This is a genomic window from Morganella sp. BCCO 40_0007, from assembly GCF_032989665.1.
GTDB lineage: Bacteria > Pseudomonadota > Gammaproteobacteria > Enterobacterales > Enterobacteriaceae > Morganella > Morganella sibonii.
The window spans coordinates 20,058-33,169 of sequence record NZ_JAVBIN010000002.1; the positions used below are offsets into that span (position 1 = coordinate 20,058).

Consider the following 13,112-nt stretch of genomic DNA (forward strand, 5'->3'; position numbering starts at 1 on the left):
AGCATGATAGCAACACGTTTTAACTGGTCTGAACAACTGCTTGCCCCGCTTGAGCCGGAGCTGGTCAGCAGTGCGGTCAGTGACAGTAACCCGGACTGGGAATATATCGACAGTGAAATGGTTAAATTCGGCTCCCTGACACATGCCTCTCTGGATACTGAGGTCATTCAGTCACGGATACTGACTCTGCTGGCCACCACCACAAAAGATTTCCGTCTGGTGGTCCATTTGCTGCGCACCCTGCAACATGCCGGAAACGCCGGTGAAGTCACACTCGGTGCGCACCTGTTTGCCCTGTTCTGCCGTCAGTTCTGGCACAACTGTTATCCGGAAAATATCAGACTGAAAGTCCGCCTGACGCAGCAGGTTTTACAGCGCTTTGAGCTGGCACAGGATAACTTCATCCGGCAGGCCGCCACGGCACAGCGGGATGATGTCTTAGGGGATTTTGCCGGGCTGGCGCAATTCTGGAATGACGATCACCCTGCCCTGTCACAAACGCTGGATGAGCTGAGCCGCGGTTACCGCCGTATTGAAAACCGTGTACCGGAAGAGACCGCATCCGCCGTCCGTCCGGCAGAAGACACGACCGGAACCGCACCGTCCGCAGCACCTGTACCACAGGATACCTCCGCCGGAACCGATACAGACTTTCCGGCCGAAGACATTGACAGCGGAAATGATCGCACCCGCAAATCAGCGCTGCTGAATGCCGCAGATGCGCTCTGCCGCCGTGCCCCGGAAAATGCTATCGGCTATCAGTTACGCCGCTATGCTGTCTGGCATACCATTCAGTCAGTACCGTCAGCCGATGCCACCGGTAAAACACCGCTGGCCGCCGTATCCGCCGACCGGGTCACGGCCTACCGCAAGCAACTGACACAGGCCGACCCGGTATTGCTGGCTGATATTGAACAGAGCCTCAGCCTCGCCCCTTACTGGCTGGATGGCCACTATCTGGCCGCACAGGCCGCACAACAACTGGGACTGGACGCCGTTGCACAAGCCATCCGCCGCTGTGCGGCGGAGTTTACCGCCCGTCTGCCGCAACTGACCACTCTGAGCTTCGCCGATAAAACCCCGTACGCGGATGCGGACACTCTGGCCTGGCTGAGCACCACAGAACCAGCCCCCGCAACCGCTGTCACTACCGCCGGGGAACACGATGAGATCACCCGCTGCTATCAGGAAAACGGTCTGGATGCCGCACTGCAAAAAATTGATGACGCCATGCAGCGCGCTGAACAGTTACGTGACCGTGTCTGCCTGCAATTTCTGGCTGCATCGCTGTTCGAACAGTCAGGCATGACCGGGATTGCCCGGGCGCAGTATCAGCAACTGCATGACATCGTGTCACGCAGCACAGTAACGCAGTGGGAACCCGCTTTACTGCAACAGCTTACCGGAAAACTGCCGGAGTCCGATTTAAAAAGGAATAACGTTTAATGAAAAAACCATCCTTATCATCCGTGAATGCACAGGGTCTGATCAGAAAATGGTTTAAAGCCGACAAACCAAAACTCAAATCGGCATGGGCCATTTTTCTGGCCATCGTTCCTGCGCTGATCCTTCTCTGGATTTGGATCTGGGGTGCGGATTTCCGCTTCCGCGATGATTATCCGCTGCGGCCGGTCAGCGCCCGCTGGCTGGCAACGCTCGGGTTATTCCTGATTGTTATCGGCTGGATAGGATACACCGCCCGGCGGCGTGTCCGCGAACTGGAAAAGCTGAAACTGGATGTTGAACTGGCCGTGGCAGATCCGGTCCGCAAAGATATTGAATTCCAGAACCGCTATCTCAGCCGCTGGCTCAGTGAGCTGCGCCGGCATCTCGGCGACAACGGCCGGTCTCTTTATCAGCGCCCGTGGTATCTGGTGCTCGGGGCGGAAAACAGCGGGAAACACACCCTGTTTTCGGCTAACCTCGGCCTGCTTGACCTGATACCGCAGGACAGGATCATCTCAGAAGAGGGGATCGGTCTGCATGTCCGCTGTTCGCTGACCGATAAAGCCGTCCTCCTGATGCCGCGCGGGCACCTGATCACCCAGCCGCACGAGGACAGCGAGAAACCGCAGTTGTACCACCGCCTGTGGAACAGCCTGCTGGAACGCATGGTGACAGAGCGTACCCGCCAGCCGCTGAACGGCATTATCCTGACCATCGACACCGCACGGCTGATGACAGAAGATAAAGAAGCGGGCAGCCGTTATTTCACGGATATTCATATGCGTTTGCAGGATATCCGTCTGGCCTTTAACACCCGTCCGCCGGTGTATATCGTGCTGACCAAACTGGATCTGTTACAGGGATTCAGCGCGATGTTCCAGTCACTGGATGTGGCTGAGCAGGAATCGGTTCTCGGCGTGACGTTTACCCGTGACAACCCGCACAACATGGTCAGCGAACTCACCACCTTCTGGGAAAAATGGATCACCCGGCTTAACGCTGCCCTGCCGGAAATGATGCTGAACCGGGTGGATGACAGTCAGCGCAGTGAGCTGTTCAGCTTTATCCGCCAGATGGTCGGGCTGCAAAACCGGGTAACAGAACTGACTGAACAACTTATCGGCAGCAACGATGCCGAAATTCCGCTGATCCGCGGTATCTATCTGACCTCCTCCGCACAACGCGGTCAGATTGACGATATCTTTACCCAGAGCGCCGCCGTGCAGTACAACCTTCCGCCGGCACCGACTCATACCTGGCCTGTCAGCGAAAACCAGTCCTGGTTTACCGGCCAGCTGTTCCGTGACGTCCTGTTTTCAGAGCCGAACCTGGCGGCAGAAAACCGTTTCTGGTTACGCCGTCATCATTACAACCTCTTTTTTGCCTCCGTTGTCACCGCAGCGGGAATCATTGCCCTCTGGAGCGGCTGGCATCATTACTATGATCAAAACTACCAGGCCGGTAAAAATGTGCTCTCCGAAGTCAGCGCTTTCAGCAGTGTGACCGCGGATAACCAGCAGGACACCACCGGCGTACGCCAGCTGCCTATCCTCAATCCGTTGTCGGAAGCAACGCTGGCTTACGGTAATTACCGTGAGAAAAACAGCGTTCTGACCGATCTCGGTCTCTATCAGGGTAAAAAAATCGGCCCGTATGTGGAAAAAAGTTATCTGCAACTGCTGATCGAGCGTTTCCTGCCCGCCATTATGGCCGGATTACAGCAGGATCTGGCACAGGCTCCGGAGAACAGTGAGGAAAAACTCGCTATTCTGCGTGTGATGCGCATGCTGGAAGATAAAAGCGGCCGTAATGATGCGATTGTCAAAAATTACCTGCGCAAACGCTGGAGCCGTGAGTTTACCGGGCAAAACGAAATTCAGTCACAACTGATGACGCACCTGGATTATGCCCTTGAGCATACTGACTGGGCAGCAGACCGCAATCGCGGGGATATCGTGGCCAATCAGGCCTTTAAGCCGTTCTCTGCGGTTATCCGCGACGCCCAGAAAGAACTGAGCCAGCTCTCACTCTATCAGCGGGTCTACCAGACACTGCGCCTGAAAGGCTTTAATGAGCTGTCATCGCCGCTGGATCTGCGCCATATGATCGGGCCGGGCTTCAGCCATGTTTTCGTCTCACTCGATGATGAAAAACTGGAAGTACCACAGTTCCTGACCCGCAACGGAATGATCAATTACTTTATCCGGCAGAATGAAGAGCTGGTGGATCTGACTGCACTCGATGCCTGGGTACTGAACCTGTCACAAAATGTCCGTTACAGTGAAAGCGACCGCCGGGAAATACAGCATCAGATCAGCGAACAGTATCTTGGTGATTATGCCGCGAACTGGCGGGCGGCCATGAGTAATCTGGAAATCCGTGAGTTTGAAACTATTCAGGATGAAATCAGTGCGCTGGAGCAAATTATCAGCGGCGAACAACCATTACGCCGTGCGCTGCAAATTCTGCGCGATAACACCAGCCTGCCCGCAGTGGACAGCAATCTGACGGAGAAAGAAAAACAAGCCGTTATGGCAGAGAGCCAATACCGGTTACTCAGCCGGATCAGCCGCGAATTTTCCCCGCAGACGGACATTCTGGTCAGTAACAACGGTGAAAACCTGCAAAATGTTAACCAGAAACTGAATGAACTGCATCGTTACCTGCTCAGTATCGAAAATGCCCCCGTACCGGGAAAAGTCGCACTGAAAGCCGTTTTCCTGCGTCTGGAAGAAAATAACCGCGATGCCATTTTTGAAGTCAGCCAGATGGCGAAAACCATGCCGGAACCACTCGGCCGCTGGATTGGCGAACTCGCGGATCAGGCCTGGATTGTGGTGCAGAAAGAGGCTATCCGTTATCTCGAGGTGGAATGGAATGAGTCCGTGGTCAAACAATACAACAGCTATATCGCAGGCCGTTATCCGTTTGATCCGAAATCAAACCGTGATGTGCCGCTGAGTGAGTTTGAACGCTTCTTCAAACCGGGCGGAACACTGGACGCTTTCTGGCAGCAGAATCTGCGGCCATTCGCCGAGAACAACCTGCTGGTTAATGAAGACGGACAGTCGCTGATCCGCCCGGATGTGCTGGAGCAGATTGAAACAGCCAACCGTATCCGCAACACCTTCTTTACACCGCAGGGCAACCTCGAAACGCAGTTTGCGATTGAACCGGTACAGTTATCCGGTAACAAACGGCGCAGTGTGCTGAATCTCGACGGGCAGATCCTCGATTATGCCCACGGACGCAGCAACACCGCTCATATGATCTGGCCGAACTCGATGCGTTCCGGCGGGGAAAGCAAGCTGACGCTGGTTTCCGGTACCGCCGGTAAATCACCGCGTGCGATTGTCCGCAACGGCCCGTGGGCGCAAATCAGACTGATTCAGTCCGGAAAACTGACCAACGTAAACACCAACAGTTTCGATGTCCGTTTTGCGGTGGATGACGGGGAAATGACATACCGCATCTATATTGATGAGTCGGATAATCCGTTCTCCGGCAATCTGTTCTCCCGTTTCAGCCTGCCTGAAACACTGTACTGATGACGGAGCGGAATATGGACGGCATTATTATCCGGACCGGTGCTTCCCCGCTGGATTACCCGGAATTCGCGGAAATCCGTGAAGAGATCAATAAACTCAGCCACCCGTCGCAACCGGAGATCAGCTGGTCGCGGGTGGAAGCAAAATCCCTGGCACTGTTCAGGCAAAACGGAGTGGATTTGCAGACCGCGGTCTACTACACCCTCGCCCGCCTGCACCGCAGCGGTCTGGCCGGGCTGACCGAAGGTTGTGAGCTGATCGCCATGATGGTAGTTCATGACCGGGAGACGCTGTGGCCGCCGCAAATCAATCACCGCATTGATATTCTCAACTGGTTTATCACGCGGGCGATGACGGTGGTACGCCGCCTTACTTTCAGCCGTGACGATTTGCGCCTGCTCTACCGGGCTGAGCGGGCATTACAGCTGATCACAGAACGGCTGACACAAACGCCGTCCGGCAAAACGCTGACCACGGACAATCTGCAATTTTACTTCCGCAACGCCGCCACAGAGATAGAGCAACCCACGCCTGCGGCGGAAAGCGAACTGCCGCCGGTCACTCTTGCCCCGCTGGTGTATATCGCGGAAGAAAGCCCGGCTGTTTCCGGAACAGACACAGCTCCGGCAGGCGGCGGGCACAGCACCGTCCGCTTTGTGCAGATTGCGGCAGAAGCGCCCCCTGCACCACGCAAAACCTTCCCGTTCGCCGGTTTTGCAGCCGGACTGCTCACCGGGCTCATTCTGATCGCCGTGTTATTCGTCACGGTTTATAAGCCGGTGAAAGATGAACTGGATACATTCGCCGCCCAGCCCGGCAGCGCACGGGTCATGTGGTTTGCCGATCCGCAGCTGGCGACTTACGGACAATTACTGACCAGTGAGGAACAGCAATCTCCGGCTGCCGCACTGCTTCTGACGGAGAAAATGACAGAAACTGCCCGTCAGCGCTGGCCGAATGATCCGGATCAGGCGTATGCCACCCGCCGCTGGCAGGATGTATTACAGACACGGATAGCGGATGCATCCCAAACAGACAGCTGGTATCTCACCGGTAAGCGGTTACAGGCACTGACGGACACCATTGTTGCCAGGGAAAAAGATCGCGGCAGTTTTACCCTGTCCTATCTGAAAACCGAAATCCACAACATTCAGCAGGCGCACTCCGGAACAACCCCGGCAGAGGAATATCTGCGAGTGCTGTCCGATGATATCCGCAACGGTAAACCGGTTTCGGCAGCACAACTGCACCGCATTGACCAGCAGCTCAACGGCCTGATCGCGCTTTATGCCGATCTGCAAAAACAGGCTGAACAGGCAGGGCTGAAACCCGGCAACGGCAAACAGGAATAAGGAAGACAATTATGGCGAATATGATCTATTTGAGTCTCAACGGTAATCAGCAGGGCAATATTTCACAGGGTTGCTGCACGCCTGATTCCATCGGCAATAAATATCAGTCAGGTCATGAAAATGAAATCTTTGTGCTCCATCTGAATAATATGTTTAACCGTGCACAGAACCTGACGTTCAGTCCGGTAAATTTTGTCAAACTGCTGGATAAATCGACCCCGCTGCTGGCAAATGCCATCGCCAATAATGAAGTGATGGAGATGGTATTCACTTTTTACCGGACATCACAAAACGGCTCACAGGAAAAATATTTTATTGTCACACTGCGTCAGGCATCCATTGTCAGTATCAACAGCCATTATCCGCACTCTGCGGATAACAATGATGCACAGCCGGAAGAAACGGTCAGTGTGAAATACAAGGATATTATTTTCCAGCATGTTATGGCGGGAACATCCGGTTATTGCTGCTGGGAAGAAAGTACGTGTTAATTATTCTGTACGATAAATACTGATTACCGGCAACGCAGAGTCATTCATGAGCGAAATTAAATTTTTACAGGAACAGCACTATTTACAGCAGCTCAGCCGCGAGTTTATCCGCGATTATCCGCACCTTGCGGATATTCTCGACCCGCATGATGAGCAGAGCGGCAGCCTGCTGGAGGGATTCGCGTTTCTCAGTGCACGGTTGCAGGAAAAGGTGGATGATGCATTTCCTGAAATTACCCTGCCGCTGTTGCAGCGCCTGCAATCCCGTGCAATAAAAGGTATTCCGGCCACGGCGGTTGTCCGTTTTGATTCACAGGAACGGATTGGCTTCCCGCTGGATATCCCCGCCGGAACCGTGGTGAAAGGCACCGCAGAGGAAATATTCACAACCTGTAACCCGGTTCTGTTGCAGCCTTATACATTATTGCGCCGCTATGTTACTCACCATCCGTCAAAAAGCTGTCTGTCACTGGAATTTAAATACCGCGGCAATCACAAAGAGCCGGAAACCGCATTATTATCCTGTTTTCTTGATCCGTCAGTCTCCTGCGCCGGGATTTTACTATTATGGCTGAGCCAGTATTTTGATCACATCGAACTGGCACACGCGGATAACCTGTATCACGGTGATGAAACCCGGTTCAGCTTTATTCCGCAGATCGGAAAAAATAATTCAGTATTATCCGGTGCTGATGAAAAACCGAACTGGCCGCAAAAGTTGCTGGAAGGGTTATATATCGATCATGTCCATCATTTTATCGATATCGATATTCCGGCCATTGTTCCGGAACTGGACTGGGCATTATCAGACACTTTCACGCTGAATATTTATTTCAGCAAGCAGCTGCCGTTGCGTAATGATCAACTGACAGAGAGCTTTCGTCTTAATTGTGCAGCCGTGGTAAATCAGGAAGAACAAAATGAAGTTATCCTGGATTTTCATGAAAATGAGGCTGTTTATCGTCTGCCGGTGGATGACAGCCACTATATTACTGAACTGAAGCATATTCAGCTGGCTTTTGAACCTCATGAGGAATTCAGGGGTATTATTGCGGATTTCTATCCGGTGACTCACCTGGCGCCCGCTTCCCGCCTGCTGCCGCAATATCAGGATGCCTGGTTCTACGCACTCAGCATCGATAAAACCATCACCGGCCGGAATCATTACTCTATCCACTTTTATGATAATCACGGCAAAGCACTCACCACCCCGCCCGGGCCGCACTTCCGCTGTACTTACCGTTGCATTATCAGTACACCGCAAAGCCGTGCTGAGGATATCTGCCATCTCAGCCCGCTGCTGCCGGATCTGCTGGAAGCCACCGGTGTCACACAATGCACGCCGTGCTATCCGCCGATAACGGATAATCACGCTTACTGGAATCTGCTGTCGCACTACAGTGCCAACAGTTTTATGCTGTCGTCGGTAGATTCGGTAAAACAGCTTATCCGTGATTATATACTGTATCAGGATACAGACCGGCAGCGCTGCAAACAGATAAGTCAGCTGCTGAGCGGCATTCACGCGGTTGACTCGGTACTGGACGACCGCCTTGTCCGCGGAAAACCCTATCGCTGTCTGGATCTGACAATGACACTCGATGAACACAAATATGACAATCCCGGCGATGCCTTTATGTTTGTAATGCACTTATATCATTTCTTCCCGTTCTGCCTGTCGGAAAATATGCTGCTGAAAATGAATGTGCGATTTACCGACAATGATACGGTCTGGCATTTAGCGCCTTATTTGCTGAATGGGTATAAATCGCTGATTTAACCGCAATGAACGGAAATCATTACCGTGATTTCCGTTCTTCCTTATTTTTATTAAAAAATAATTACTTATATAGATTAAGAGGATTCTATGTCTTTTCTGATTTATCTGACGCTCGAAGGAAAAAAACAAGGATTGATTTCATCCGGTTGTTCAACACAGGATTCTATCGGAAACAGATACCAGTCCGGTCATGATAATGAAATACAAATACTGAGTCTGAATCATTCATTATCCAGATCGCAGAATACAACTCATCATCCTGTACAGTTCACAAAACCTATAGATAAATCATCGCCACTTTTAGCTTCTTCAATCGACTCAAATGAACTGATGAGTGCACGCTTTACATTTTACAGAACCAGCCAAAGCGGACAATTGGAGAAATTTTATGAAATAAAATTATCTGATGCGTCAGTGACTGAGATATCCTGTGTTTACCCCAATTCTGTCGACAGTAATGAATGTATGCCATTTGAACGCATCCAGCTTAATTACACATCTATCTCGTGGGGACACCTTATGGCAAATACGTCATCATACAGTATTTGTGATAACCGCGTATTCTGACATAGATAACAGAGGGTATTCCCTCTGTTATTTTTTACACAGCTCTGCGTCAATGACATAAACCGTCTGTAATTTTATTGGTGTTGAATGACACTTAACATAACCTTTTGATATAAGGTTACTATCCATATACATAGGCCCTATTATCATAAAAACAAAAGAAAGAGCTGCAAAAAAAGCAAGGAACTTAAAAATACGTCTAAAAATTGACACCCTGGAAACAATAATTTCTTTATTGATCATTACAATAAGAATAATAAAGGAGAAGTACATTAATAGCGGAACAAAAAACACAAAAAATAATGGTGGATATACTTTAACAACTTCACTCTCATTTATATAATCAGCAGTATAATAAGCGAATATCAAAAAAACCGAAACAGACAAGGAAAAAATAAAAACAAACCCAAAAAACAACTTAACTTTACTGATTATTGGTTTATCCACGACTGATTCCCCCCCACATATGAAGAGCACCATTAATATCCCCTGTTGGAACATTATTTTTAGCCGCCCGCTTACTATTTTTAAGCACTTTAATTATGCTATCACTTATCTTAAAAGAGTTATCAATATGATACATAAGAACACCAAGACCAACGGCAATACCAGTAAAAACAAGTGCGGTAGCTATAACACTCCCCCCAAATAAAATACCTACCCCAGTTATAATTGCACCTCTTATAGACCATATTATACCTGCACTAACCAGTGTTTTTGCTGCATCCATTGAAACGTTGACAAAAAAATCAGTCAAGTCATATTCATCCTTGAATAACAATTCAATACCCCTGTATGCTGCTGCAAAATAAATACAGAATCTTGTTCCCTTAGCCAGATTGGTTTCAAAGCCGACTTCCCCTATACCAAATTCAAGCATTTTCGGATCAGTTATAAGATAAATCGTTGCAGTAAGATATTTCCTTAAACTAGCTTCTCCTGTTAGCCTGATATACCTGCTACCATCCCTGGCGATATACTCACCTGCTTTGACACCAAAGCTTTTGACTTCAGCAATCAACTTTCCCAATCCATAAGCGTCCAAATAGTTACCCGTGAAAGAGGTAGCTATACCGGCATATCTGAAAAAAATTTCTTTTCCGCTTTCCGGCTTGTAAGATGCGGGATCTTTCATTATTGAAACAAATTGTTCAGCCTCTTCTATTGTCAGGAGCGCATGAATATTTTCATCAGCAATTCCGGCCAATTGAGTTTCTAATTTCCTGAATTGTTCATCTGCTGCAAACTTACGTATATATTCTTCTTCAGAATTATTCCGCCCGAAATAGAGATCCATTTATTACCTGTCCTTTTTGTATGTAGCTTAAGCTCCGGATATAATACACTAATATTAACGTGTCATAAATATCGGGCGCATCCGGTAATTTTATCTGTATTTAAATACTATATCAGGCTGTAAGCGACCTGATAACGTCCGGGTCTTCAGAAAGCCCGGCATAAATGGTAACCTTACCTCCACCACTGAAACCTGCCGGCAAAAATTTTTTGCGTTCATACTTCGTTCCGGGGAATTTTCTGAGATAATTGAGGTAACGGCGGCGGGCGTAAAGGCTTGTGTTGCTGATTTGTGTTCCTGAAACAGGGAAACCAAGGTTATAATACTGGTTATATTTACAGAAACCGGTTAGAGAGTAACGTATAAGTGCAAGATATAAGTTACTGAATTTTAAATAATTTATATGGTGATAGCGACTATGGCGTTACTGATTACTGCACGTTGCATAAATTGTGATATGTGCGAACCCGAATGCCCTAACGAAGCAATTTCGATGGGGGATTCCATCTATGAAATTAACCCTGATTTATGTACTGAGTGTGTCGGGCATTATGATAAACCGACTTGTCAGTCAGTCTGTCCGATTAACAACACCATTATTATCGATCCTGAGCACACCGAAACACAGGAGATGCTGTGGGATAAGTTTGTGCTGATACATCACGCCGATAAGATTTGAACAGACAGATACGCCCGCAACCGGGCGCAACTGTCAGGTGTTTGTTTCGAGAATAACCGTGGCACAGGCGTAATGACGCTCGTCGGCAATCGAGACATGGTAGTGTGTGACTTCACGGGCGGCAGCCAGTTCTCCGGCATAGCCGAGGAAAGTCAGATTGGGTTTTCCGAGTGAATCATTACTGACTTCAAACTGATTAAATGCCAGCCCCTGACGTATCCCTGTTCCCAGTGCTTTGGATGCGGCTTCTTTGACAGCAAACCTCTTTGCCAGAAAACGTACCGGCTGTTTATGCTGCCGGTAAACATCCCACTCCGCCTCACTGAGGATCCGTTTTGCAAAGCGGTCACCGGAACGTCCGATAACCGCTTCAATACGACTTATTTCAACAATATCCGTACCGATACCGACAATAGCCATTAACGACGGGCTTCCCGCAGCAGGGTTTTCATATCCGCGACAGCCGCAGCCAGTCCGCTGAAGACTGCCCGGCCAATAATAGCGTGACCGATATTCAGCTCATAAATAGCAGGCAGTGCTGCCACGCGCTGAACATTATGATAATTCAGACCGTGTCCGGCATTCACTTTCAGGCCTTTGCCTGCCGCATAGGCAACCGCATCTTTGATACGGACAAATTCTTTATCTTCTTCCTGAGATGTTTCCGCATCCGCATAGGCACCGGTATGGATTTCAATAAACGGTGCGCCGACATCATCCGCCGCGTCAATCTGGGTATGGTCAGGATCGATAAACAGAGAGACTTTGATACCGGCTTCTGTCAGACGTTTAACCGCACGGGCAATTTTTTCTTTCTGACCGGCAACATCCAGACCGCCTTCTGTTGTTACTTCCTGACGTTTTTCCGGGACCAGGCAACAGAACGCCGGTTTGATACGGCAGGCGATATCCACCATCTCATCGGTGACGGCCATTTCCAGATTCATGCGGGTCTGAATGGTTTGTCTCAGCAGTTCCACATCGCGATCAGTAATATGACGGCGGTCTTCACGCAGATGCACGGTAATGCCTTCCGCTCCCGCCTGTTCCGCGACAAATGCCGCCTGAACCGGGTCCGGATAGTTAGTGCCGCGTGCGTTACGGACAGTTGCAATGTGGTCAATGTTTACACCCAATAAAACTTCACTCATTTTTTATCATCCTCCGGGTAACTTTTGTTATTCAGTTTAACCTTTTTCAGACGAAGAGAAACCACCGGAGCTATTTTCTTTTGAAACCAACGGCGGGCGCACAAATTGACGAAATAATTCGCGGCTTTTCAATGGCTTTCCGCCAAGATAAGGTTTTAAAGCGATGCGGGTGAAACGTTTGGCGGCACGTAAAGTTTCCGCATCCGGGAATTCCCGTGCGGCAAGGGCTTTCAGTTCGCGGCCGGTAAAGCTGCTGTTATCCACCACCAGGCTGGCGATAAAGCCTTTTTCCTCGCGGTAGCGGTACGTCATGGTATCAGAAACTTCCTGACCGCTGCCCGCGCAGTGAAGAAAATCCACGCCGTAACCGATATGGTGCAGCAGCGCCAGTTCAAACTGACGCAGAGCCTGTTCCGGCGTGGTTTCGCTGGCAGCAAGATACTGAAGACAACGCAGGTAATCAAAAAACAGCGCGGAATACGTGACGCCGTTAGCCAGCACCCGGGAAAGCAACTCATTGATATACAGGCCGCTGTAAAGAACAGTGCCACTCAGGGGTAATGCGAGGGAGATAGGGTCAGCATCGCGCAGGGTTTTCAGTTCCCCGCGGCCGCCCCAGCGGATCAGAAGTGGTGTAAAGGGCTGTAATGCCCCTTTGAGACCGGAACGGCGGCGGCGTGCCCCTTTCGCCAGCAGGCGCTGCCGCCCTTCCTGTTCAGTGAACACATCCAGCATCAGGCTGGTTTCACTGTAAGGGCGACTATGGAGTACAAATGCGCGCTGCCAGCCGTCCATCGGTGT

General features: G+C 50.0%; 12 protein-coding genes. 7 read left to right on the plus strand and 5 right to left on the minus strand.

All coding sequences use genetic code 11. The features are described 5' to 3' along the window. Positions 1-3 precede the first annotated feature (3 nt). From tssA to R5268_RS02170, 6 genes are all read left to right on the plus strand, one after another. Positions 4-1,446: a type VI secretion system protein TssA gene (tssA, locus tag R5268_RS02145; protein WP_317418769.1), complete on the plus strand. Its 1,443-nt coding sequence runs from the start codon at positions 4-6 to the stop codon at positions 1,444-1,446. Further along, positions 1,446-4,994, plus strand: coding sequence for a type VI secretion system membrane subunit TssM (gene tssM / locus R5268_RS02150; RefSeq protein WP_317418768.1), 3,549 nt, complete (start codon positions 1,446-1,448; stop codon positions 4,992-4,994). The genes tssA and tssM overlap by 1 nt, the downstream gene beginning before the upstream one ends. Before the next feature lie 14 nt (positions 4,995-5,008). Then, on the plus strand, positions 5,009-6,346 hold the full coding sequence (locus R5268_RS02155; protein ID WP_317418767.1) for a VasL domain-containing protein: 1,338 nt from the start codon (positions 5,009-5,011) through the stop codon (positions 6,344-6,346). An 11-nt stretch (positions 6,347-6,357) separates the two neighbouring features. Next, positions 6,358-6,837, plus strand: a complete 480-nt coding sequence (locus tag R5268_RS02160) for an Hcp family type VI secretion system effector (protein WP_046892559.1) — start codon at positions 6,358-6,360, stop codon at positions 6,835-6,837. A gap of 46 nt (positions 6,838-6,883) precedes the next feature. Continuing rightward, positions 6,884-8,617: a type VI secretion system baseplate subunit TssF gene (locus R5268_RS02165; RefSeq protein WP_317418766.1), complete on the plus strand. Its 1,734-nt coding sequence runs from the start codon at positions 6,884-6,886 to the stop codon at positions 8,615-8,617. Positions 8,618-8,704: 87 nt separating this feature from the next. Further along, positions 8,705-9,184 carry an Hcp family type VI secretion system effector gene (locus tag R5268_RS02170; RefSeq protein ID WP_054424987.1) on the plus strand — a complete coding sequence of 160 codons (480 nt, stop codon included), beginning with the start codon at positions 8,705-8,707 and terminating at the stop codon, positions 9,182-9,184. A 27-nt stretch (positions 9,185-9,211) separates the two neighbouring features. Here the strand turns inward: R5268_RS02170 and R5268_RS02175 are convergent, their stop codons facing one another. Together R5268_RS02175 and R5268_RS02180 are read right to left on the minus strand one after the other, a co-directional pair. Next, positions 9,212-9,631, minus strand: coding sequence for a DUF1240 domain-containing protein (locus R5268_RS02175; protein ID WP_218455342.1), 420 nt, complete (start codon positions 9,629-9,631; stop codon positions 9,212-9,214). After that, the gene (locus R5268_RS02180) at positions 9,624-10,481 is read right to left on the minus strand and encodes a hypothetical protein (RefSeq protein ID WP_317418765.1); all 858 of its coding nucleotides are present in this window, start codon (positions 10,479-10,481) and stop codon (positions 9,624-9,626) included. The genes R5268_RS02175 and R5268_RS02180 overlap by 8 nt, the downstream gene beginning before the upstream one ends. Before the next feature lie 418 nt (positions 10,482-10,899). On the opposite strand from R5268_RS02180, the gene R5268_RS02185 reads away from it, so the two are divergent. After that, a complete protein-coding gene (locus tag R5268_RS02185; RefSeq protein ID WP_107678334.1) occupies positions 10,900-11,160 on the plus strand; it encodes a YfhL family 4Fe-4S dicluster ferredoxin in 261 nt (86 codons plus the stop codon). 33 nt (positions 11,161-11,193) lie between these two features. Here R5268_RS02185 and acpS read toward each other — a convergent pair whose 3' ends face one another. The 3 genes from acpS to recO are packed head-to-tail and all read right to left on the minus strand — an operon-like array spanning position 11,194 to position 13,106. After that, on the minus strand, positions 11,194-11,580 hold the full coding sequence (gene acpS, locus R5268_RS02190; protein WP_046892564.1) for a holo-ACP synthase: 387 nt from the start codon (positions 11,578-11,580) through the stop codon (positions 11,194-11,196). Beyond that, positions 11,580-12,311: a pyridoxine 5'-phosphate synthase gene (gene pdxJ / locus R5268_RS02195; protein ID WP_107678333.1), complete on the minus strand. Its 732-nt coding sequence runs from the start codon at positions 12,309-12,311 to the stop codon at positions 11,580-11,582. Before pdxJ ends, acpS begins: the two co-directional genes overlap by 1 nt. Before the next feature lie 36 nt (positions 12,312-12,347). Next, entirely contained in the window at positions 12,348-13,106 is a 759-nt protein-coding gene (gene recO, locus R5268_RS02200; protein ID WP_317418764.1) for a DNA repair protein RecO, read from the minus strand. Between the last annotated feature and the right edge of the window lie 6 nt (positions 13,107-13,112).